The sequence below is a fragment of the Sulfitobacter sp. 1A13421 genome (assembly GCF_043557285.1).
GTDB classification, from domain to species: Bacteria; Pseudomonadota; Alphaproteobacteria; order Rhodobacterales; family Rhodobacteraceae; genus Sulfitobacter; species Sulfitobacter faviae.
Genome location: NZ_JBIFFQ010000003.1, coordinates 40,027 through 62,343, shown reverse-complemented (window position 1 = coordinate 62,343; position 22,317 = coordinate 40,027). Strand labels below are relative to the sequence as shown.

Sequence of the window (22,317 nt, the reverse complement as noted above, 5' to 3'; positions counted from 1 at the left end):
CAAATGGGAGCCTATATCCTCAGACGGCTTTTGCTGGTGATCCCGACATTGTTCGGCATCATGCTGGTCAACTTCGCGCTGGTGCAATTCGTGCCCGGGGGCCCGGTGGAACAGGCCATCGCCCGGATTCAGGGCGGCGGTGACGTCTTCGGCGGTTTCGCCGGGGGCAACAATGACGCCGGTGTCGATACCATGGCCCGCGGGTCCGACAGCACCTATGTCGGCGCGCGCGGGTTGCCGCCCGAGTTGATCGAGGAGTTGGAGAAGGAATTCGGCTTCGACAAGCCGCCCGTGGAGCGGTTCTTTCACATGCTGTGGAACTACATGCGGCTGGATTTCGGCGAAAGTTACTTCCGCGCCATCAGCGTGATCGACCTAATCAAGGAAAAGCTGCCGGTGTCGATCACGCTGGGCCTGTGGTCCACGCTGATCGCGCATCTGGTCTCGATCCCGCTGGGCATCCGCAAGGCGGTGCGCGACGGCTCGCGCTTTGATACATGGACCTCGGGCGCGATCATCGCAGCCTACGCGATCCCCGGATTCCTTTTTGCCATCCTGTTGCTGGTGCTCTTCGCTGGCGGCTCATACTGGCAGATCTTCCCGCTGCGGGGCCTGACCTCGGACAATTTCGACAGCCTCAGCCCCTTGGGCAAGGTGGCCGATTATTTCTGGCACATCACTCTGCCGGTGCTGGCCTCCACGATCTCGGCCTTTGCCACGCTGACGCTGCTGACCAAGAACAGCTTTCTGGACGAGATCAAGAAACAATATGTCATCACCGCCCGCGCCAAGGGCCTGTCGGAGAGCAAGGTTCTTTACGGCCATGTCTTCCGCAACGCGATGCTGATCGTGATCGCGAGTTTCCCGGCGGTCTTCATCTCGGTTTTCTTCGGCGGGTCGATCATCATCGAGACGATCTTCAGCCTCGACGGGTTGGGTCGCTTGGGCTTCGAGGCCGCCGTGGCGCGGGACTATCCGATCGTCTTCGGCACGCTCTTCATCTTCGGCCTCATCGGCCTTGTGGTCGGCATCCTGTCTGACCTGATGTATGTGCTCGTGGACCCGCGCATCGACTTCGAGAAGAGGGAAGGCTGATGGCGTTGTCGCCGCTGAACCAGCGCCGCTGGCGCAATTTCACCGCGAACCGGCGCGCCTATTGGTCGCTGTGGATCTTCGCCATCCTGTTCGGGATTTCGCTGCTGGCCGAGTTCGTGGCGAACGACAAACCGATCCTCGTCAGCTACCGCGGCGAATATTACACGCCGATCTTCAACTTCTACCCCGAGACCGCCTTCGGCGGCGACTTCCAGACCGAGGCCGCCTACCGCGATCCGGAGGTGCAATGCCTCATCGCCACCGGCGGGCTGGACCTCTGTTTCGACGATCCTGAGGGCTACATCCTCGACGCCGAGGATGGCGAGGTCGAAGGCGAGGCGATCGAGACAGGCTGGGCGCTCTGGCCCGTCATTCCCTATTCCTACGACACCGCCGTGGACCGCCCCGGCGCCGCACCCCTGCCGCCCAACGGGCAGAACTGGCTGGGGACCGATGGCACCAAGCGCGACGTCATGGCCCGCGTGATCCACGGCTTCCGCCTGTCGGTGGTCTTTACCCTGATCGTGACCGGGGCGGCCTCGCTTATCGGTATCCTCGCGGGCGCGGTGCAGGGGTTCTTTGGCGGCTGGCTCGACCTGATCTTTCAGCGCATTATCGAGATCTGGTCTTCGACCCCGTCGCTCTACGTCATCATCATCATGTTCGCCATTCTGGGCCGAAGTTTCTGGCTTCTGGTCGTGCTGCTGGTACTGTTCTCATGGACTGCATTGGTGGGCGTGGTGCGGGCCGAGTTCCTGCGCGCGCGCAACCTTGAGTACGTCCGCGCGGCCCGGGCGCTTGGCGTGGGCAACGGCACGATCATGCTGCGCCACATGCTGCCAAATGCCATGGTGGCGACGCTGACCATGCTGCCCTTCATCATCACAGGCACGATCTCCACGCTGGCGACGCTCGACTTCCTCGGCTTCGGCCTGCCGTCCTCGGCGCCCTCGCTGGGTGAGTTGACGCTGCAGGCCAAGCAGAACCTGCAGGCGCCGTGGCTCGCCTTCTCGGCCTTCTTCACCTTTGCCATCATGCTGTCGCTCCTGGTATTCATCTTCGAGGGCATCCGCGACGCATTCGACCCCAGAAAGACCTTCTCGTGACCGCGCTTTTGGACGTCAAAGACCTGCAAGTCTCCTTTCGGCAGGACGGGCAGCTGATCCCCGCCGTGCGCGGCGTCAGCTTTGCCGTGAACCGGGGCGAGACGGTGGCGCTGGTGGGCGAAAGCGGCTCGGGCAAGTCGGTCTCGGCGCTCTCCACCGTGTCGCTGCTGGGCGAAAGCGCCGAGGTCAGCGGATCGGTCACTTACGACGGCCAGCAGATGATCGGCGCCGACGACAAGCTGCTGCGCGACGTGCGCGGCAACGACATTTCCTTCATCTTCCAAGAGCCGATGACCTCGCTCAACCCGCTGCACACGATCGAGAAGCAACTGGCGGAATCGCTGGCTTTGCATCAGGGGCTGCAAGGTCAGGCGGCGCGGGCGCGGGTGCTGGAACTGCTCCAGCAAGTCGGCATCAACGACGCCGAAAGCCGCATGGATGCCTATCCGCACCAGCTTTCGGGGGGGCAGCGGCAGCGGGTGATGATCGCCATGGCACTGGCCAACAAGCCCGACATCCTGATCGCGGACGAGCCGACGACGGCGCTCGACGTGACCATTCAGGCCCAAATCCTCGACCTGTTGAAGGATCTGAAAGACGAGATGGGCATGGGGCTTTTGTTCATCACCCATGACCTCGGCATCGTGCGGCGCATCGCCGACCGGGTTTTCGTCATGCAGAAGGGGCTGGTGGTCGAGGAAGGCCCGACGGCGGAGATTTTCGACAACCCGCAGCACCCCTACACGCGCAAACTGCTCGGCGCAGAGCCCACGGGTGCGCCCGCGCCCGTGGCCGAGGATGCGCCCGAAGTGCTGCGCACCGACAACCTAAAGGTCTGGTTCCCGATCCAGAAGGGCCTGCTGCGCCACACCGTGGGCCATGTGAAGGCCGTCAACGACACCAGCCTCTCGATCCGCGCCGGCGAGACCCTGGGCATCGTCGGCGAAAGCGGCTCGGGCAAGACCACGGCGGCGCTGGCGATCATGCGGCTCATCGGCTCGGAAGGGGAGGTGACTTTTCGCGGCGAGGACCTGCGCAAATGGTCGACCAAGAAGCTGCGCCGGCTGCGTGCCGACATGCAGATCGTCTTTCAGGACCCCTTCGGCTCGCTCAGCCCGCGGATGACCTGTTTCCAGATCATCAGTGAGGGGCTGGCGATCCACAAGATCGACAAGGGGCGCGACAAGCGCGAGTTGGTCGCCGAGGTGATGACCGAGGTCGGGCTCGACCCCGCGACGATGGACCGCTACCCGCATGAGTTTTCCGGCGGTCAACGCCAGCGCATCGCCATCGCCCGCGCCATGGTGCTGCGGCCGAAACTGCTGGTGCTGGACGAGCCGACCTCGGCGCTGGACATGACGGTGCAAGTTCAGATCGTTGATTTGCTGCGGGATTTGCAGGCGAAATACGGGCTGGCCTATCTGTTTATCAGCCACGACCTGAAGGTCGTGCGGGCGATGTCGCATAAGGTGATGGTGATGAAGCGGGGTGATGTGGTGGAATACGGGCCGGTTGATGCGCTTTATGACAATCCGCAGACGGAATACACGCGGAACCTGTTGCAGGCGGCTGGTTAAGCGGGCGTCACTCTTCTGGAAAGGGGAGGGGGGCGCTGCCCCCATCGCGCCGGGGGCGCGATTCCCCCGCGGTATTTTTAAAAGGATGAAGATGAAGGGGCGGCGCGGGTTGCGCGTTTAGCCTTCGCTCGGGCCGATCATGAAGCAGCTGACGTTGCGCGCGGCGAGGCGGCGGCAGGCGAGGTCGGCGCTTTCGCGGGACATGCCGAGGAAATTTGCGTCAAAGCCTTGCGGGCGGCGGACCACTTTGCGCAGCGTGCCATCGAGGGTCGACATTTCGGCCAGTGCGGTTTTCAGCAGGACCTTCTCGGCGGCGTAGCGGCTGGGGAAACGGCCCACGTTCACGCCCCAGTGGCGCCCGCCGGAGGTGGAGACGCGGGTCACGATCTCTTGCTCTACCGCCTGTTGTACCGCCAGCGTCACGTCCTTGGGGCGCGGTTCGGGGCGGGGGGAAGCTTTGGCGGCGGCGATGACGACCTCGGCCTCATTGGCCTCTGGGATGGGCGCGGCGGCGGGCGGGGTTGGTGCCGTTTCAACCGCTTCGCGCAGCGCTGCGGTGATATCGCTGTTGGAGACCACGCTGGTTGCTTCGGGCGCGGCGGCGGTGGCCACGACCACGACATCGCTGCGGGGCCGCAGTTGCGGGCGTTTGGAGGTGGTGACGGCGCCGACGAGGCGGATCGTTTTGCCTGCGGCGCCGGGGGCGGTTTCCTCATCGGCGTAGACGGGCGGGACCGGTTTGCGCAGCGGCGCGGAGGAGGGCGCGCGGCGGAAGCCAAGGTCCATAAGCTCGGCCACTTTGGCGTTGCGCGAGGCGGTGGATTTACCGCCGAAGACGGTCACGATGATGCGCTCATTGCCCCGTTCGGCCGAGGCGGTGAGGTTGAAGCCGGCGGCGCGGGTGTAGCCGGTCTTGATGCCGTCCGCCCCTTTGTAGGACCCCAGAAACCGGCGGTTTGTATGGGAGACCTTGCGCACGCCTGCGTCGGCGGTGATGCGCGAGAAGAGGTTGTAATATTGCGGGTAATCATAGAGCAGGTGGCGGCCCATCCGGGTCATGTCGCGGGCGGTGGAGAGGTGGCCGCTCTCGGTCAGCCCGTGCATGTTTTTGAACGTGGTGCGCGTCATGCCAAGCTGTTTGGCAGTGCGGTTCATCCGGCGGGCGAAGGCGGCCTCAGAACCGCCGATGGCCTCGCCGATCGCGGTGGCGGCATCATTGGCGGATTTCACGGCGGCGGCGCGGATCAGATAGCGTAGGGCGATCTTTTGGCCCGGGCGCATGCCCAATTTGCTGGGCGGCTCGGAGGCCGCGTTTTTCGAGATCGTCACTTGGGTATCGAGAGAGATTTCCCCCCGTTCGACCGCTTGGAAGGCGATGTAGAGGGTCATCATCTTGGTCAGGGAAGCCGGGTGCAGGCGGGTATCGGCATTCTCCGCGTGGATTTCTTTGCCGGTGCGGGCGTCGATGACATAGGCGGCGTAGGGGGCAGCGATCGCGCTGAGGGGCAGGAGAACCAGAACCCAGAGTGCTGCGAATAGAAATAGCCCGTAACGGGCCGGCTGAATGCGCCGAGCCTTCATATTTGCCTGCCTTTTACTGCCTCAGGTCGCCGATTTCTGGCTGACCATTTATTAATTGGTTCAAGGCTAGCATAGGACGCCGCATCGCGGAAGCCGTCGAATCCAGTGAACAGGGGAAAAAGGGGCGGATCTCTCCTCCAATATGTAGAGGCTTGCACACATCAACCCACTATAAGCGCGAATAAGGCAAGAATTGGGCGGAAATTGGCCCGCAGTGCGGCATTTTCGGCGATGTGTCAGAACGACTCAGGCGCGGGGGCGAGTCACCCCGACACGATCTTTTCGATCGTTTCTGGGAGGCCTGAGAGGTCGCTGATCTCGGCGAAACGGGGGGAATTGGTTGGCGCTTCGGCATGTTCCATTGCCCATGTGAGGTCGTGAGGCACATAGACGTCCCAGCCGCCTGCCGCGATCATCGGGCGCACGTCGGAGGCCATCGAGTTGCCAACCATCAGCCCCCGTTCGGCACCTTGGCCATGCTGCTCAAAAATGTGGCGATAGGCGGCTTCGGTCTTGTGAGAGACGATTTCGACCGCGTCGAACCTGTCGCGCAGGCCCGATTGTGCCAGTTTGCGCTCTTGGTCCAGCAGGTCGCCTTTGGTCACCACGATGAGCCGGTAGTTGCCGCGCAGGTTTTCCAGCACGTCCTCGACATGGGGCAGCAATTCGATGGGATGGTCCAGCATCTCGCGCGGGGCGGCGAGCAGATCGTTGATCACCTCGGCGGGGCTTTGCCCTCGGTCACCTCGATTGCGGTCTCGATCATCGACAGGGTGAAGCCTTTGATCCCATAGCCGTAATGCGGCAGATTGCGCCGTTCGGCCTCCAGCAGCCGGGCCATCAGGTGGTCGCGTTCACTATGTTCGGCGAGAAGGGCTGCAAAACGGTCGTGAGAGAGTGCAAAGTAGCGTTCATTATGCCACAATGTGTCATCCGCATCGAAACCGATGGTGGTGAGTGCCCCGCCCATATGTGCTGCCTCTTTCCTAAATTGGTTCAGGGGTTATATAGACGGCTGCACGACGAACAAGCTCTACCCCCAGCCGCAGGAGCAGCAATGCACCGTGACGACGTGAAAGCAGATTGGACGATCCAGCCCTCAGGCCGGTCCGCGCCGGGCGCGTGGATGATGGCCGACGGCCCCAAGGATGACGACGACAGCGAGTTGCTGACCAAGACCCGCCCCAAGACCAAACGCCCGCCGCTCTACAAGGTGATGTTGCTGAACGACGATTTCACCCCGATGGAATTCGTGGTGCATGTCTTGGAACGTTTCTTTGGCCTGAACCACGCGCAGGCGTTCGAGATTATGTTGACGGTTCACAAGAAGGGGCTCGCCGTGGTTGGCGTCTTTAGCCACGAGATCGCGGAGACGAAAGTGGCGCAGGTGATGGACTTCGCCCGGCGTCACCAGCATCCGCTGCAATGCACCATGGAAAAAGAAGAATAACACGTGATTGATCCGCGACTGGAACTGGCCCTGAACGGCGGTGGGCTAGACCTGCCCGAAACTGGGGTGATCGCTGTCTTTCAGCCCCCCGTGGATGCGGATTTGGCCGGTCTTCCGCCCGAGCGTTGCAAGATCATTCACGATTTCAAACCTGCTTATGACGCATGGACAGCGCGGGGCTATGAGGCGGCGCATTCGATCGAGGGGCGCTATGCTGCGGCCATCGTCTGTCTGCCGCGCGCCAAACATGAGGCCCGCGCTTTGGTGGCCCAAGCTTGTGCCGTAAGCGATGGGCCGGTGGTGGTCGATGGGCAAAAGACCGATGGCGCGGATTCCATCCTGCGCGAGATGCGGGCGCGGGTGACGGTGCAGGGGCCGATCTCCAAGGCGCATGGCAAGCTTTACTGGATCGACGCGGGCGCGAGCGATTTTTTCACCGATTGGGAGGCTGGCCCGGCCCAGACCGAAGGCGGCTTTTGGACCGCGCCGGGGGTGTTCTCAGCCGATGGGGTCGATCTGGCCTCGGCGCTTTTGGTGGACGTGCTGCCCGATAACCTCGGGGCTGAAGTGGCCGATCTGGGCGCAGGCTGGGGGTTCCTTTCCGCGCATGTTTTGACGCGGCCCAAGGTGAAGACGGTGCATTTGGTCGAGGCCGGGCATATGGCGTTGGAATGTGCGCGCCATAACGTCACCGATGACCGCGCCGTGTTCCATTGGGAGGATGCCACCGAATGGCAGCCCCCGCACCGGATGGATACCGTGGTGATGAACCCGCCTTTCCACACAGGCCGCGCTGCCGAGCCGCAGATCGGTCAGGCCTTTGTCGCCGCCGCCGCGCGCATTCTTTCGGGGCAGGGCGATCTGTGGATGGTGGCCAACCGGCATCTGCCCTATGAGGCGGAACTGAAGAAACGCTTTGCTCAGGTGGCCGAGCTTGGAGGCGATGCGCGGTTCAAAATGTTCCACGCCACACGCCCGCTGACCCGGCGCCGCTGAGCCAAAAGGGGGTATCCCGATGTCATTCTCGATCTCTGGTAAAACAGCCATCATCACCGGCGCGGCGGACGGGATCGGCCTTGCCATCGCGCGGCATCTGGCCGACCGAGGCGCCAATGTGATGTGCGCCGATTCCAACGAGAAAAAGCTGATGGAAGAGCTGGGCGACACGCCGGACGACGGCAATATCCGCGTTTTCGCCGGTGATCTGCGCCAGCGACTGACCATCGCCAACCTCGTCTCGGCCACGATCGACGCTTACGATCAGGTCGATATCCTCGTGAATGCCTCGCGGCAGGTGATGCCGACTGATCCGCTGGATGTGGAAGACGGCTCGGTCGAGACGCTATTGCAGCAAAACCTGATGACGGCGCTGCAATTGTCGCAGCAGGTGGCGCGGCGGATGATCAAACAGGCCGAGGGCCAGACCGAGGGGCAGGTGGGGTCGATCATCAACCTCAGCTCTATCGCGGCACAGCGCCACCAGCCGGATATGATGGGCTATGCCATCGCCTCGGCGGCGGTGCAGCAGATGACCCGCTCTCTGGCGCTGGTGCTCGCGCCGCATCGGATACGGGTGAATGCAATCTCTTTCGGTTCGGTGATGAGCGCGTCCCTCCGCGCCGCCGTGGCTGAAAACCGCGATTGGCGCGATGACATCCGCGCGCATACGCCGCTTGGCCGGATCGCCGGGCCGAACGAGCTATGCGAGGCGGTGCAATTCCTCGCCGCTGAAAGTTCGGGCTTCATGACCGGCGAAATCATGACCATCGACGGCGGGCGCACCCTGCTTGATGTGGTCTCGGCCCCCGCGCATTGAGGGCGGGCGGCAGTTTTCTGCGGCAAAAGTGAAATCCATCCAGATTTCGCCCTTGACCCCAATGCCAAGCTGCCTTATCCGACGCGCCACGGCGTTATAGCTCAGTTGGTTAGAGCGAACGACTCATAATCGTTAGGTCCCTGGTTCAAATCCAGGTAACGCCACCATCCTCCCCCTTTGTTTCAGATGAACATCCGGCGTCAGCGCTGCTGCGTGTGCTCCGCGCTTGGGTTGCGCATGGGGCTGGAAGGGATAGAAGATAGCCCATGCCCCGCGCGGGTTTGAGCAGAATGAAAGCAGCCTTATGACCACGGAAAACTTCGTTCACGAGATCAACGTCACTTGGGGCGATTGTGACCCGGCGCAGATCGCCTATACCGCGCGGCTGCCCTATTTCGCGCTGGATGCGATCAACGCGTGGTGGGAGGCGCATTTCGACGGTGATGGCTGGTTTCAGCTTCAGATCGACCGCAATATCGGCACGCCTTTCGTCAACCTGTCGATGGATTTCCGCAGCCCGGTCACCCCGCGGCACAAGCTGATGTGCGAAACCTATCCGACGCGGCTTGGCAATAAATCCATCACCTTCGGCATGAAGGCGCGGCAGAATGGGGTGCTGTGTTTCGAAGGGTCTTTCACCTGCGTCTTTACCATCGCGGATGTGTTCAAAAGCCAATCCGCGCCCGAAGAATTGGCCCGCGTAGTCAAACCACTGGTCCGCGCCGACCTTGCCTGAAGCAATCGCGCCGTGAGCAGTTGAAGTTCCCCTGATTGCAGCGTCTTATCGCGCTGCAAATTGAGGGAGACAGAGATGACGATCAGGACTGCGGTAATCGGATTGGGGATCATGGGGCGGCGCATGGCCGAGAACATGGTGCTGCACCCTGACTTCACGGTCACCACCATGTGGGATCCCGACCCCGCGGCCTGCGCCGCCGCGCAAGAGGTCGCGCCGGAGGCGGTTGTCTCCGCCACGGCGTCCGAAGCGATGGCCGATGTCGATCTCGTCTATCTCGCCTGCCCCCCGGTGCCGCGCAAAGCCTATGCGCTTGAAGCCGCGGCGGCGGGCAAGGCGATCTTCCTTGAGAAACCGCTTGGCGTGGATATCGCTGAGAGCCGCGCTTTGGTCGCCGAGTTGCAGGCCGCAGGCGTTCCGGCGGCGGTCAACTTTACCCAAGCGGCGGGGGCGGCGCTGACCGATCTGACGCGGTCGATCAAAGAGGGCGTGCTTGGCGATCTTTGCGGCATCGACATCATCGTGACCTATCCGGCATGGCCCCGCGCGTGGCAGGTGGATGCCGATTGGCTGCGCTTTGCCGCTGAGGGGGGCATGACGCGCGAGGTGATCTCGCATTTCCTGTTCCTGAGCGAGCGGGTGTTGGGGCCGCTGACCCTGCAATGGGCCCATGCGGAATACCCTGACGACAAGCTCTGCGAGACCCATGTGGCGGCGCGGCTGGTCAATTCGGAGGGCTTGCCGGTTTCGATCCTCGGTTCTGTCGGCGGCGCGCAGCCGGACCGGCAGGAGGTGACGGTGAAAGGCGCGAAGGCCAGCCGCCGCATCTCGGAATTCTCCATCGACACCGTCTCGACCGGGGAGGATTTCGCGCCGACCAGCGACGCCCCCGCCGACACCCGCGCCACCAGCCTCAAGGCGCAGCTTGACGACATGGCGCTGCTGATGGCGGGCAAGGCCAGCCGTCTGGCCACGCCAGAGGAAGCGCTGCGGGTGCAAGAACTGATCGAAGGCATCTTGGCCAACCGGGGGGCGCAGTCATGACTGCCACGCTGCAATCTTCGCCCGAGACCTGCCATTGGGGCTATTTCGAGGCCCGCCGCCCGCCTGCGCTGACCATTCAGAGCGGCGAAGAGGTGATCATCAACACCGTCTCTGGCGCGCCCAATTGCCTGCCGCCCGAGGGCTTCCACGTCCCACCCGAACTCTACGACATCCACAAAGCAGGCCCGCCGCCGATGCCGGGCCATATCCTGACCGGGCCGGTCGCCATCGAAGGCGCGATGCCCGGCGATGTGCTGAAGGTCGAAATCCTTGATGTCGCGCTGCGGCAGGACTGGGGGTATAATTTTATCCGCCCCTTGGCAGGCACGCTGCCGCAGGATTTCCCCGAGACCTATCACAGCAATATCCCGCTGGATGCAGAGCGGGGCGTCGCCCGGCTGCCTTGGGGGCTGGAACTGCCCTTGGCCCCGTTCTTTGGCGTGATGGCCGTGGCGCCGCCGCCCGAATGGGGCCGGATCGCCACCATTGAGCCGCGCAAACATGGGGGCAATCTGGACAACAAGGAACTGGGGGCGGGCAGCACGCTTTACCTGCCGGTCTTCAACGAAGGGGCGCTGTTTTCCTGCGGGGACGGGCATGGCGCGCAGGGCGATGGGGAGGTCTGTGTCACGGCGATTGAGACGGCGCTACAGGGGCGTTTCTGTCTGACCGTGTTGAAGGACCGCACACTCAGCTATCCGCAGGCCGAAACGCTGAGCCATGTGATCACCATGGGCATGGCCCCCGACCTCGACCGCTGCGCGGAGATGGCCCTGCGCGAGATGATCGCATTGGTGTCTGCACGCGCGGGGATCAGCCGCGAGGATGCCTATGTGCTCTGTTCGCTGGCGGGCGATCTGCGGATCACCCAGACGGTGAACCGCGAGAAGGGCGTGCATATGATGATGGCGAAAGAGTTGATCGGCGGTTAACCGCGCCGCCTCGCCAAGAAAAAGGGCCGCATCGCTGCGGCCCTTTCGCGTGTCTAGCTAGCGGCAGATCATTCTTCCGCCCAAGCCATCCGCGCCGGGTGGTATTCGAACCCGATGTGATGCGCGGCACCCACCAGCCCCTCGCGGGTGTGGTTGTAAAGCGAACGCCAGTAGGGCTGGATCGTGACGCCATCGTCTTGCAGCATCTTCTCACCCTTCGCCATGATCTCGCGGCGCGCTTCGACATCCGCCGTGGCCAGCGCCTCTGACAGCAGGGCGTCGAACTCAGGGTTGGCATAGCCGAACTCGTTCCATGCCTCGCCCGAGCGATAGGCCAGCGCCCAGATTTGCACGCCCAGAGGCCGCGCGTTCCAGTTGGTGGAGGAGAAGGGATATTTCACCCAGTCGTTCCAGAAGGTGGAGCCGGGCAGGATGGTGCGTTTGACCTTGATGCCCGCGTCACGCAGCTGGGCTGCCACGGCATCGGTGGTGTCTTTGCGCCATGCATCGTCGATCGAGAAGAGCTCATGCTCGTAATCCGCCATGCCCGCCTCTTCCATCAGCGCGCGGGCGGCTTCGGGGTCGGTCTTGGGCGGCTCGACTTCGGCGTATTCGGGGTGCATCGGGCCGACGTGGTGGTTCTCGGCGACGAGGCCGCGCCCGGCGTAGCCCAGTTCCAGCAGAACCGCATTGTCGACCGCGAGTTGCAGCGCGTTGCGCACGCGCTTGTCTTCATAGGGTTTCATGCCGTCGACTTCGGCCAGTTGGTTGGGGCGGATCACGATGGTCGCCGCCGTGGCGATCTCATTCTCGACCCAGCCGTCAAGCGTGCTCATCACGTCGATATATTCGCCTTCCATGGAGTAGAAAGCGTCCACCTCTTCAGCCTCGGCGGCGGCGATCCAAGCGGAGGGGTCGGTGCCGTAGTCGATGTATTCCAAGCGATCAATGTAGGGCCCGCCGAAGACTTCGGTGCCCCACCAGGTGTGATCGGGGTTCTTGACCAGTACGCTTTTCACGCCAACTTCGAGCGACTCGGGCAGGTAGGGGCCGGTGCCTTTCGGGTTTTCCAGCATCGTGTCGGGGTCGAACCCTTCGGGCGTGATGGCGGCGGGGTAGTCGGCCATGCCGGGGATCAGCGTGATGTCGGATTTGGGCAGCGTGAGCTTGACGGTGTGGTCATCCACCACCTCGATTGCGCCTTCGATGGCCTTGCCGGTTTCCTCATCCACCAGCGTGGCGAAACGGCCCGCCATGGAGTTGCCTTCGAGCGACTTGTCGCACCAGCCTTCGATGTTGCGTGCCACGTCCTGCGCGGTGAAGGCGGTGCCGTCGTTCCATGCCACGCCCTTGCGGACGTTCAGCGTGTATTCGGTGGCGTCGTCGTTGATCTCCCAGCTTTCCAACAGGCCGGGGGTGAAGGTGCCGTCATTCTCCCAGATGGCGAGGTATTCCAGCCAGCCGCGGCTGAAGTTGGCGATCTGCGACCAGTCATAGGTGCGCGGGTCTTTCAGGGCACGCACCTCCATCTGCATCCGCACGGTGCCGCCTTCCTTGAGGTTGGCATGGGCCGCCGCACGCGCGGGCGCGGCCATGCCGAGCATCCCGTAGGCTGTGGCGGACGTGGCCCCGAAGGCGCTGGCAATCGCCAGAAACTCGCGTCTGCTGACGGGGTCTTTCTTGGCGTTTTCGGCTGATGTCAGCACGGATTGCGGCAGCGGTTTTCCGGTGCGTGTCAAAAATTCCATGATTTTCCTCTCTGTTGGTGCGTTGGCCGGGCCATCGCGGGTCCCCACTTTTCACGGTGGGGCAGGTGATGCAGTTGACCTGCTTTCGTCGCCTCTTGAGGTGGGCGCGGGGTGTTTAGTCTGCCGATCAGGCGCGTTGCGTCAAGCCTGTCGCGGGAAGTTGAGCAGCAAGCTAGCGCAGGAAAGCGGCCCGGCAAGCGCGGGCATGGGGGAAAAGCGCTGTGAGGCTGGCGGGTTAGGCCAGATCGCGCGCGGCTTTGAAAAGCGCCGCAAGCCGGGCCGGGTCGCCGAGTTCATTGGTCAGCATCAGAACCAATCGGGCATTTAGGGCGTGGCTTTCCGCCTCGCTCAGCCCTTCGTGGGCGGCCATGAGGGCGGCATAGACGCTGTCACCCTCGGCGCCGAGGTTGTCTTCGAGGATCATGCGGTGGCTCCTTTCGCACGGTCATAGGCGCGGGCAATCGCGGCGCTGTCGGGCTGGTCGAAGACGGCGCAAACATGGCCATCGGGGCGCAGCAGATAGAGGAAACCGCTGCCATAGCGCCTTTGCGCGTGGCCGTCCTTGCCCTGAAAACAGGGGTAAGCATCATGGGACTGATTGATGCCGATCCGGGCAAGGCCGGGAAGGTCGGGGGGGGTGATCTCGCCCACGGCGAGCAGGGTGAACTGGCCCTGAACCGCGCCCAGCAGCCAGCAATCCCCCGCAGGCCCGGCCAACGGCGCGTCGATCAATGCGCTGCCGGGGCGCAGGGGCGCGTCGCCTGCGGTTTGCAGCGGGCTATGGGCCAGCGTACAGGGCTGCGATAACCGGCCTGAGTTGATCAGTTTGCGCGCGAAAGGGTGCTTTGCTGCGAGGGTCAGCACCTCGTTGCGAAACAGGGTCTCGATGGGGGATTTCGGCGTCATGAAATTGGTCGCGCGGGCGGAGTTGCGCATGTTCTCATTCGCGCCATGGCCGCGTTCGATGTCATAGCTCTCGATCAGGCTGATGGGCGCTTCACCCTGCACCACGGCGGCGAGTTTCCAGCCGAGGTTGTCGACATCCTGCACCCCGCCATTGCCACCTCTCGCGCCAAAGGGGCTGACCACATGGGCGCTGTCGCCGACAAAGACGACGCGATCATGCACGAACCTCTCCAGTCGTGCGCAGCGGAATTTATAGACGCTCATCCAATCCAGCCGGAACGGCGCATCGCCCAGCATCTGTTTCAGGCGGGGCACGACCTTCTCTTCGGTCGCCTCGGCCTTCGGGTCGGTCTCTGGCCCCAGTTGCAAGTCGATGCGGTAGATGTTGTCGGGCTGTTTGTGCAGCAGCGCGGACTGGCCGTTGTGAAAGGGCGGGGCGAACCAGAACCACCGCTCGGGCGTGTCATGGTCGCCGAAGGGGGAGGTCTCCATCTCCACATCGGCGATGAGGAAATGTTCGTCAAAGCTCTGCCCCTCGAAGGGCAGGTTCATCCGTTTGCGCGTGGCCGAGCCTGCGCCATCGCAGGCGATGTACCAGTCGGTTTCCAGTTGGTAGGGGCCATCCGGCGTCTCGACCGTCAGCTCAACATGGTCGGCGTGGCCCTTGTGATCGGTGACCTTGTTGAGAAAACGCAGGTCGATCAGATCGGGGAACTCCTGCGCGCGTTCAATGAGATACTCTTCGACGTAATATTGTTGAAGGTTCACGAATGCCGGGTATTTATGCCCCGGCTCTGGCAGCAGGTCGAAGTTATAAACCTCCTGTTCCCCGTGAAACTGGCGGCCCACTTTCCATGTCACGCCCTTTTCCAGCATCCGCTCGCCGATGCCGAGCCTGTCGAAAATCTCCAGCGTCCGTTTCGCCCAGCAGATCGCGCGCGAGCCGAGGGAGACGACGTTGTTGTCATCCAGCACGACCGATTTGACCCCGCGCAGGGCCAAGTCCACGGCCATCGACAGGCCGATAGGGCCAGCACCTACGATCACCACCGGGTGCCGCGGCTCGGGCGCGGTCAGGCCGGGCGGGGGGCTGTAGGGGAAGGGGGTGTAGGCATAGGCCATGGCGGTATCCTCAGAGAAAGGCGCGCAGGAGCAGCAGGGCCAGCAAGACCAGCGACACCAACGCCACCCGTCGGCGCGCACCGCGGTATTCGGGCGCGCGCAGCATCTTTGACCAAACCTGCGCCGCATCGCGCAGCCCGGCGTAGGGCTGCCCACTTCGGCGTGCCGCATGGCGGCGGTGCTCCATCACCAGCGCGAAGACCAGATAGAACCAGAGTGCCAGCGCCAAGACGATCAGGGCGGGAAGAAGCGCGGGCAGGGACATCAGTCCGACAGCGCCTCCCACATCTCTTTGTCGCGCGCCGCCGTCCAGATGCGCGGCGTGTCGATGTCGAGCGCTTCGTCATAGGCGCGGGCGACGTTGAAGGGCAGGCAGTGCTCATAGATCGCATAGTCGCCGAATTTGGGGTCGCATTCGGCGCGCACGGCGTCCCATGCCTCTTTCAAGGTGCCGCCACGCAGGGCCACGCGGGCCGCCGGGCGGTAGGTGGAGCGGACGAAGTCGGCGGTGCTGTCAATCGCGGCATTGACCATCTCGCGCCCCACCAGCGCGTCGCCCCGGCCCGGCGCGATGGCGTCGAGGTCGAAGGCGCGGATGCGTTCCAGCGTGTCGGGCCAGTCGTGGAAATGCCCGTCGCCGCAGTAGCAGGCGGAGTGATATTCGACGATGTCACCGGTGAACATGACGTTCTGATCGGGCACGTAGATCACCGCGTCACCCGCCGTATGGGCGCGACCTAACTGCATGATATCGACCCGGCGTTTGCCGAGATAGACGCTCATCCGCCCGTTGAAGGTGGTGGTGGGCCACGTCAGCCCGGGGATGCTCTCATGACCTTCGAAGAGACGGGGAAACCGCTCGAATTCGCTGTCCCAATCCTCTTGCCCGCGTTCGGCGACCATGGCGCGGGCCTTCTCAGACATGATGATCTGCGGCGCACCGAAGGCAGAGGCCCCGAGCACGCGCACGGCGTGGTAATGGGTCAGCACCAGATGGCTGATCGGTTTGTCGGTGACCGAGCGGACGCATTCGATGACCTTATTCGCCAGTCGCGGTGTCGCCTGTGCTTCGATGATCATCACGCTGTCGTCGCCGATGATCACGCCGGAGTTCGGATCGCCCTCGGCGGTGAAGGCGTAGAGGCCATCGCCCACCTCGGTAAAAGAGATCTCTTTTTCGGTCATATCGCCTTGGGATGCGAATTGCTTGGCCATGTGTTGTCCTTCTGTCTTGCTTCGCCAGCGCGGATGCGCGGCCTGTTCAGGAAAAGTCGATTGCCGGGCGGACCTTGCCGGTGCAACTGCCAAAGCCCACGCGAAAGCCATCGCCCTGCGCGTGGCCGGTGAGGGTCAGCGTGTCGCCGTCTTCGACAAAACTGCGGGTGCTGCCGTCTGCGAGGGTGATCGGCTCCTTGCCGCCCCATGACAGTTCCAGCAGCGACCCGCGCTGCGATTTTTCGGGGCCGGAGATCGTGCCGGAACCGAGCAGATCGCCCGCGTTCATCGCACAGCCCGAAGAGGCATGATGCGTCAACTGCTGCGCGGCGGAGTAATACATCTCGCGATAATTGGTGCGGGCGATTTCCTCGGCCTCGCCGCCCTCGGGCTGGAGCATCACCGACAGGTCGATGTCATAAAGGCCGGGTTTGCTCTCGCGCAGATAGGGCAGCAGGTCTTTCTCCCGCGCGGGTGTCGGGGTGCGGAAGGGCTCCAACGCATCGCGGGTCACGATCCAAGGGGAGATCGAGGTGGCGAATGCTTTGGCCTGAAACGGGCCGAGGGGTTGGTATTCCCACGCCTGAATGTCCCGCGCTGACCAGTCGTTGAGCAGAACGTAGCCAAAGATCATCTCATCCGCCTCAATGATGCTGACGGGCTGGCCCATCTCGGTCGAGGTGCCGACGATCGCGCCCATCTCCAACTCGATATCGAGTTTCTGGCAGGGGCCGAAATGCGGCGCTTCGGCCTCGGGGGCTTTCAACTGGCCATTGGGCCGCGTGATCTCAGTCCCCGAGACGACGACGGTGGAGGCGCGGCCATTATAGCCGATGGGGATGTGCAGCCAATTCGGCGGCAGCGCGTTCTCGGCCCCGCGAAACATAGTGCCGACATTCGTGGCGTGATGCTTGCCCGCGTAGAAATCCGTATATTCGGAAACCATCATCGGCATGTGCAACTGCGCGGCCTCCATCGGCACAATATGGGGCGCCCCGGCTGCCTGATCTGGCGCATCAGCGCAGAGCAGTTCGATCAACCGGGAGCGCAAGGAAGCCCAAGCCGTGGGGCCAAGGTCCATCACATCGTTCCAATAGGGCACATCGAACACCGGCTCCTCGGCGAGGGTGATCAGCCCCTCTTCCTCCAGCGCGGCCATGTCCACGATCTGATCGCCGATGGCCACGCCGCAGCGCGCCTCTAGCTGATTGGTCGAAAAGACGCCGTAGGGGAGGTTGTTCAGCGGGAAATCGGTGGTGGCCGAATTGGCGCTTTCCACCCAAGAGGTCATCAGGGTCATATTGGTCCTTTCGCGGACAGCGGTCACTTCTTGCCCGGGGTGCCGTCGAATTTCTTCTCAAGGCTTTCCCAGCAGTCGATGTAATCGTCCTGCAATGGCGCTTCGCGGGCGGCGAATTCGGTCAGATGCTGCGGAAAGCGGGTCTCGAACATGAAGGACATCGTGTTGTCGAGCTTATGGGGTGCCAACTCGGCATTCGACGCGCCCTCGAAGGCGTTCCGGTCCGGCCCATGCGGCAGCATCATATTGTGCAGGCTCATGCCCCCGGGAACGAAGCCCTTGGGCTTGGCGTCGTACTGGCCGTGGATATTGCCCATCAGCTCGGACATGATGTTCTTGTGATACCATGGCGGACGGAAGGTATCCTCGGCCACCATCCAGCGGTCGCGGAACAGCACGAAGTCGATATTGGCAGTGCCTTCGACGCCCGAGGGCGCGGTCAGCACGGTGAAAATCGACGGGTCTGGGTGATCGAACAGCACCGCGCCCACGGGGCAATAGGTGTTCAGGTCGTATTTCACCGGCGCATAATTGCCGTGCCATGCAACCACGTCGAGCGGCGAATGCCCGATATGGGTTTCGTGGAACTGGCCGCACCACTTGATGGTGACGGTGGAGGGCGCCTCGCGGTCCTCAAAAGCCGCCACGGGGGTTTTGAAATCACGCGGGTTCGCCATGCAGTTGGCGCCGATCGGGCCGCGTGCGGGCAGGTGGAACTTTTGGCCGTAGTTCTCGCAGACAAAGCCGCGCGCGGGGCCGTCCAGCACCTCCACCCGGTAGACCAACCCGCGCGGAATGATGGCGATCTCCTGCGGGGCGACGTCCATGACGCCCAGCTCGGTGCAAAAGCGCAAGCAGCCCTCCTGCGGGACGATCAAAAGCTCGCTGTCGGCAGAGTAGAAATAGCTGTCCACCATGCTCTCGGTCACCAGATAGATATGGCTCGCCATGCCGACTTGGGTGTTCACATCCCCCGCCGTGGTCATCGTGCGCATGCCGGTCAGCCAAGTCAGCGGTGTGTCGGAATGCGGCACCGGATCCCAACGGTATTGGCCAAGGCTGGTCACATCCTGCGGCTGATGCGGTGCGGACTTCCAATAGGGCAGGTCGATCCGCGTGTAGCGCGACGAATGTTTGACCGAAGGCCGGATGCGGTAGCACCACGTACGCTCGTTCTGATGAGAGGGCGCGGTAAAAGCCGTGCCGGACAGCTGTTCGCCATAGAGACCGTAGTTGCATTTCTGCGGGGAGTTCATGCCCTGCGGCAGGGCGCCGGGCAGGGCTTCGGTTTCGAAATCATTGCCGAAACCCGGCATATAGCCCGGATGCGTGCCCGATGTGGTGGCCGCGGTTGTCATCGTCGCTGGCTTGGACTGGCTGGTCATCTGTGCCCCCTTGCAGAATCTGTTACAAGCGTAATAGTTGGATTTGTAACTAACAAGCGGCGCAGCATGGCGGACGGTGACTTTCAGCTTCAGCATTTCCTGCCCTACCTGCTGAACCAAGCGGCGGAGGCGTCATCGCTTGAGTTTCAGCAGATCTACAAAAGCCGCTATGGCATGCTGCGCACCGAATGGCGGGTCTTGTTCCACCTCGGTCTATACGGGCAACTCACGGCGAGCGAGATCGGCCAGCGCGCGCGGATGCATAAGACCAAGATCAGCCGCGCCGTGCACCGCCTGACCGAGCGCCGCTTCGTCACCCGCAGCCGCGATCCAGAGGATCGGCGGGTGGAGCATCTGTCGCTGACGCGGCAGGGCCAAGCGGCCTATGACGATCTGCGCGCCGTGGCGCAGCGCTACAATGCCGCGCTGATGGATGCGCTCGACCCTGCCGAGGCGGCGGTGCTGCGGCGGGCGCTGCTCAAGCTGTCGGATGTGGGGCAGGGGGGCTTTACTTAACCCGTGGAAACCGCCACCGATGGCGCATGACCGATCAGACCAAAGGCCTCTTGCTCACCTTTCTTGGGGTGATGTGCATCGTTCCCGAAGCGCTTTTCGTGCGCGTCATCGACGCGCCGATGCTGACGCTCGCCTTTTGGAAGGTGACCCTCGTGGGCATGGCGATTGGCGCGGGCCTGCTGCTGGCCCAAGGCACCGCCCCCTTCCGCGCCCTCAGCCGCGCCGGATGGGCGAGCGCTATCTACATCGGCGGCGTGGCCTGCGCCGGGGTTGGCTTCGTGCTGGCCGTGCGCCTGACCTCGGTCGCGAATGTGGTCTTCATCCTCGCCTCGCTGCCGGTCTTTGCCGCGATCTATAGCCGGGTCTTTCTGGGCGAGCCGATCAGCCGGCGCATGTTCTTTACCATCGCGGCGGTGCTCGCTGGCTTGGCCGTGATCGCCTTCGGCTCGGGCGAGACCGAGAATGCCTCGCGCGCGGGCGATCTGCTGGCCCTGTCGATCTCGGCCATCTTCGCCGGAGCGCTGACAGCGGCGCGCCACGCGCGTGCAGTGTCGATGGTGCCAGCGGTGGCATTGGCCTATCTGCTGGCCGGGGCGGTGCTGCTGCCCGTGGCGCAGCCGCTGCACATGCCCACCGCAGAACTGCCGCAAATGCTGCTCTACGCGGCGTTCATGGCCGCCAGCGCCGGGCTCATCGCGCTTGGCCCGCGCTATATCTCAAGCGCCGAAGTGGGCCTGCTCGTTTTGTTGGAATCCGTGTTGGCGCCGCTGCTGGTCTGGGCGGTGCTGGGCGAAGACCCCGGGATCTATGCGTTGATCGGCGGGGGGATCGTCGTGGGCGCGCTGTTCCTGTCGAACCTCATCGCCCTGTCGCGCCGCCGCCGGGTCGTGCCCCCGCTGCCGCGCCACTAGGATCAAAAGTCGGGGCTGACGCCCGGCAACTCCAACGCCTTGATCAGCTCACGCAACTCCTGCCGCGCGGCGATGTTCGAGATATTGAGCTGTTTCACCCCGATATCCTTGAGGTCCAGCAAGGTCAGACCGCGCGGGAATAGCTCCCGAAAGATCACCCGCTCATTGAACCCCGGCGCGGTGCGAAAGCCGATCCGCTTGCTGAGGTTGTTGATCGCGCGCTCCATCTTCTCCTTGTTGACCATGCGCTGCGCGCCCAAACGGTTGCGCACCACGATCCAATCGATCGCCGACAACCCGGCCTGCGCCCTGAGCTGCCGCGCGTTCCAAACCATCTCGGAATAGACGGAGGGGCCGGTGATCTTTTCGCCATTGGCATCGATATGGGCCAAAAGATCAAAGTCGATGAAACTGTCGTTCAGCGGCGTGATCAATGTGTCCGCCAGCGAATGGGCCACCTGACTGAGCCGCGTGTGCGATCCGGGGCAGTCGATCAGAATGAAATCATTGTCCGGCTCCAGCGCCGCCACCGCCGCGCTCAGGCGATGGTCATACATGTTCTCGCCGGGGCGCAGGCTGCTGGCCTCCACATCCGGCAATTCGCAAAGCGTCGGACTGGCCAGCGTCAGGCCGGACTCGCGCATGAAGGCCCGGCGGTTCTCGATATAGCGCCCAAAGGTCCGTTGCCGCAGGTCGAGGTCCAGCCCGCTGACCTTATGGCCAAGCCGCGCCAGCGCCGTCGCCACATGCATGGAAACGGTCGATTTGCCCGCGCCGCCTTTTTCGTTACCGACGACGATAATATGCGCCATACTGCTGTCCCTTCGCGCCTGCCCTTCAAGACAGGATATTGTTGAACCGCACTATATGTAGGGTTCACGCCTTTGGAAAGTGGCGAGGCCGCTTGTTCAGCCCGACCGTGGCAGCCCTGCCGCGTTTGGACATCGCGCACATTTGCGCTATTTTCACCGGTTAAGGTGCCGTGTAACACCGCGCCTTACCGCGCGCCGCGCACCCCAATGAACCGCTCAAGCAAGGCCTCCCCATGCCAGATCACCACCCCACCACATCGAAACAGACAACAGTCCGCGGCGTGCTGCCGTCTCTGGGCATGGTGATCGCGGAATTCGCGCTGGTTTGCCTGCTGGTGGCGCTGGTGCCGGTGACGGTCTACCTCGATACGGCCGTTCTGGGCGAGGGCGTCACCGAAGACTCGCTGACCGAACATATGCACAACACCCTGCTGGCCATCGCGGCTGGGATTTTCATGATGGGCGCTTATCAACATGCGGGCATGCGGGGGTATCTGACACTGGCGGCCACGCTCTTCGCCTGTATGTTCCTGCGCGAATATGACGCCGCGCTGGACCGTATCCAACACGGGTTCTGGATCTACCCCGCCCTTGTGACACTGGCAGTGGGCAGCTTCATCGCATGGCGCAATCGCGGCACCACGCTGCTGCCCATGCTGCACCACCTACAAACCCGCTCCGCCACCTTCGTCTATATCGGCGTGGTGCTGCTGCTCTTCTTCTCGCGGATTTTCGGCACCGGCGCCCTGTGGGAGGCCGTCATGGGCGCGGCCTATGACCCGCAAATCAAAACCACCGTCCAAGAGGGCACGGAACTGCTCGCCTATCTGCTGATCGCCTATGGCGCGGTGCTGTCCCACCTGCACGGCTACGGCGCCCAAGCCGCCCTACAAGAGCGCCGCCTCTAACCCGGCCGCCCCCATGCGCGCCGGCCCCCACCGGCACGCATACCCCCTTAACTTCATCCTTTTAAAAATACCTCCACACCGCTTGCCGCACACACCCGGCCCCATCCACTGCCCCATCCCCCAAACGCAAAAGGCGCGACCCCCGAGGGGCCGCGCC

At 63.2% G+C, this 22,317-nt stretch carries 22 protein-coding genes, 1 tRNA gene and 1 pseudogene; 13 read left to right on the top strand and 11 right to left on the bottom strand.

Annotated features, from left to right (window positions below; translation table 11 throughout):
- The first annotated feature begins 3 nt into the window (after nt 1–3).
- Genes ACGYLI_RS07015 through ACGYLI_RS07005 form a run of 3 tightly spaced genes read left to right on the top strand, consistent with a single transcriptional unit; the run spans nt 4 to nt 3,778 of the window.
- On the top strand, nt 4–1,095 hold the full coding sequence (locus tag ACGYLI_RS07015) for a microcin C ABC transporter permease YejB (RefSeq protein WP_067268603.1): 1,092 nt from the start codon (nt 4–6) through the stop codon (nt 1,093–1,095).
- Complete coding sequence (locus tag ACGYLI_RS07010) at nt 1,095–2,201, top strand: ABC transporter permease (protein ID WP_271688359.1); 1,107 nt, start codon at nt 1,095–1,097, stop codon at nt 2,199–2,201. Before ACGYLI_RS07015 ends, ACGYLI_RS07010 begins: the two co-directional genes overlap by 1 nt.
- Nucleotides 2,198–3,778, top strand: a complete 1,581-nt coding sequence (locus ACGYLI_RS07005) for an ABC transporter ATP-binding protein (RefSeq protein ID WP_394418378.1) — start codon at nt 2,198–2,200, stop codon at nt 3,776–3,778. Before ACGYLI_RS07010 ends, ACGYLI_RS07005 begins: the two co-directional genes overlap by 4 nt.
- A gap of 117 nt (nt 3,779–3,895) precedes the next feature.
- Here ACGYLI_RS07005 and ACGYLI_RS07000 read toward each other — a convergent pair whose 3' ends face one another.
- From ACGYLI_RS07000 to ACGYLI_RS06990, 3 genes and pseudogenes are all read right to left on the bottom strand, one after another.
- Complete coding sequence (locus ACGYLI_RS07000) at nt 3,896–5,359, bottom strand: D-alanyl-D-alanine carboxypeptidase family protein (protein WP_394418376.1); 1,464 nt, start codon at nt 5,357–5,359, stop codon at nt 3,896–3,898.
- 263 nt (nt 5,360–5,622) lie between these two features.
- Nucleotides 5,623–6,093 (bottom strand): annotated as a pseudogene (locus ACGYLI_RS06995) (HAD family hydrolase); the annotation flags it as partial.
- Complete coding sequence (locus ACGYLI_RS06990; RefSeq protein ID WP_394418374.1) at nt 6,075–6,329, bottom strand: hypothetical protein; 255 nt, start codon at nt 6,327–6,329, stop codon at nt 6,075–6,077. The gene ACGYLI_RS06990 and the pseudogene ACGYLI_RS06995, both read right to left, overlap by 19 nt.
- Nucleotides 6,330–6,485: 156 nt before the next feature.
- Here ACGYLI_RS06990 and clpS point away from each other — a divergent pair, with 156 nt between their 5' ends.
- The 7 genes from clpS (at nt 6,486) to ACGYLI_RS06955 (ending at nt 11,337) form a co-directional block, all read left to right on the top strand.
- On the top strand, nt 6,486–6,809 hold the full coding sequence (clpS, locus tag ACGYLI_RS06985) for an ATP-dependent Clp protease adapter ClpS (RefSeq protein WP_067268646.1): 324 nt from the start codon (nt 6,486–6,488) through the stop codon (nt 6,807–6,809).
- A gap of 3 nt (nt 6,810–6,812) precedes the next feature.
- Nucleotides 6,813–7,805, top strand: a complete 993-nt coding sequence (locus tag ACGYLI_RS06980; RefSeq protein WP_394418372.1) for a class I SAM-dependent methyltransferase — start codon at nt 6,813–6,815, stop codon at nt 7,803–7,805.
- A gap of 19 nt (nt 7,806–7,824) precedes the next feature.
- The gene (locus ACGYLI_RS06975) at nt 7,825–8,625 is read left to right on the top strand and encodes an SDR family NAD(P)-dependent oxidoreductase (protein ID WP_067268615.1); all 801 of its coding nucleotides are present in this window, start codon (nt 7,825–7,827) and stop codon (nt 8,623–8,625) included.
- A 90-nt stretch (nt 8,626–8,715) separates the two neighbouring features.
- A tRNA-Met gene (locus tag ACGYLI_RS06970) sits at nt 8,716–8,792 on the top strand.
- 137 nt (nt 8,793–8,929) lie between these two features.
- Complete coding sequence (locus ACGYLI_RS06965; RefSeq protein WP_394418370.1) at nt 8,930–9,361, top strand: acyl-CoA thioesterase; 432 nt, start codon at nt 8,930–8,932, stop codon at nt 9,359–9,361.
- Between the two features lie 75 nt (nt 9,362–9,436).
- Nucleotides 9,437–10,405: a Gfo/Idh/MocA family protein gene (locus ACGYLI_RS06960; protein WP_394418368.1), complete on the top strand. Its 969-nt coding sequence runs from the start codon at nt 9,437–9,439 to the stop codon at nt 10,403–10,405.
- Nucleotides 10,402–11,337 carry an acetamidase/formamidase family protein gene (locus ACGYLI_RS06955; RefSeq protein WP_394418366.1) on the top strand — a complete coding sequence of 312 codons (936 nt, stop codon included), beginning with the start codon at nt 10,402–10,404 and terminating at the stop codon, nt 11,335–11,337. Before ACGYLI_RS06960 ends, ACGYLI_RS06955 begins: the two co-directional genes overlap by 4 nt.
- A gap of 68 nt (nt 11,338–11,405) precedes the next feature.
- On the opposite strand, the gene ACGYLI_RS06950 is transcribed toward ACGYLI_RS06955, so the two are convergent.
- From ACGYLI_RS06950 to hmgA, 7 genes are all read right to left on the bottom strand, one after another.
- A complete protein-coding gene (locus tag ACGYLI_RS06950; protein WP_394418364.1) occupies nt 11,406–13,085 on the bottom strand; it encodes an ABC transporter substrate-binding protein in 1,680 nt (559 codons plus the stop codon).
- Between the two features lie 235 nt (nt 13,086–13,320).
- Nucleotides 13,321–13,509 (bottom strand): DUF2783 domain-containing protein, encoded by a 189-nt coding sequence (locus ACGYLI_RS06945; protein ID WP_394418362.1) that lies wholly within the window; start codon nt 13,507–13,509, stop codon nt 13,321–13,323.
- Nucleotides 13,506–15,113 (bottom strand): FAD-dependent oxidoreductase, encoded by a 1,608-nt coding sequence (locus ACGYLI_RS06940; RefSeq protein WP_394418360.1) that lies wholly within the window; start codon nt 15,111–15,113, stop codon nt 13,506–13,508. Before ACGYLI_RS06940 ends, ACGYLI_RS06945 begins: the two co-directional genes overlap by 4 nt.
- 10 nt (nt 15,114–15,123) lie before the next feature.
- Nucleotides 15,124–15,378: a hypothetical protein gene (locus ACGYLI_RS06935; protein ID WP_394412291.1), complete on the bottom strand. Its 255-nt coding sequence runs from the start codon at nt 15,376–15,378 to the stop codon at nt 15,124–15,126.
- Entirely contained in the window at nt 15,378–16,328 is a 951-nt protein-coding gene (locus ACGYLI_RS06930) for an MBL fold metallo-hydrolase (protein ID WP_394418356.1), read from the bottom strand. Before ACGYLI_RS06930 ends, ACGYLI_RS06935 begins: the two co-directional genes overlap by 1 nt.
- 46 nt (nt 16,329–16,374) lie before the next feature.
- Nucleotides 16,375–17,628 carry a fumarylacetoacetase gene (gene fahA / locus ACGYLI_RS06925; RefSeq protein ID WP_394418354.1) on the bottom strand — a complete coding sequence of 418 codons (1,254 nt, stop codon included), beginning with the start codon at nt 17,626–17,628 and terminating at the stop codon, nt 16,375–16,377.
- 23 nt (nt 17,629–17,651) lie between these two features.
- Nucleotides 17,652–19,013, bottom strand: coding sequence for a homogentisate 1,2-dioxygenase (hmgA, locus tag ACGYLI_RS06920; RefSeq protein ID WP_394418352.1), 1,362 nt, complete (start codon nt 19,011–19,013; stop codon nt 17,652–17,654).
- A 66-nt stretch (nt 19,014–19,079) separates the two neighbouring features.
- Between hmgA and ACGYLI_RS06915 the strand changes: the two genes are divergently transcribed.
- Complete coding sequence (locus ACGYLI_RS06915; RefSeq protein WP_394412303.1) at nt 19,080–19,529, top strand: MarR family winged helix-turn-helix transcriptional regulator; 450 nt, start codon at nt 19,080–19,082, stop codon at nt 19,527–19,529.
- A 26-nt stretch (nt 19,530–19,555) separates the two neighbouring features.
- A complete protein-coding gene (locus tag ACGYLI_RS06910; RefSeq protein WP_394411303.1) occupies nt 19,556–20,440 on the top strand; it encodes a DMT family transporter in 885 nt (294 codons plus the stop codon).
- A gap of 2 nt (nt 20,441–20,442) precedes the next feature.
- On the opposite strand, the gene ACGYLI_RS06905 is transcribed toward ACGYLI_RS06910, so the two are convergent.
- A complete protein-coding gene (locus ACGYLI_RS06905; RefSeq protein WP_271688345.1) occupies nt 20,443–21,252 on the bottom strand; it encodes a division plane positioning ATPase MipZ in 810 nt (269 codons plus the stop codon).
- Nucleotides 21,253–21,485: 233 nt separating this feature from the next.
- Between ACGYLI_RS06905 and ACGYLI_RS06900 the strand changes: the two genes are divergently transcribed.
- On the top strand, nt 21,486–22,160 hold the full coding sequence (locus ACGYLI_RS06900) for a hypothetical protein (protein WP_394418350.1): 675 nt from the start codon (nt 21,486–21,488) through the stop codon (nt 22,158–22,160).
- Nucleotides 22,161–22,317 lie beyond the last annotated feature (157 nt).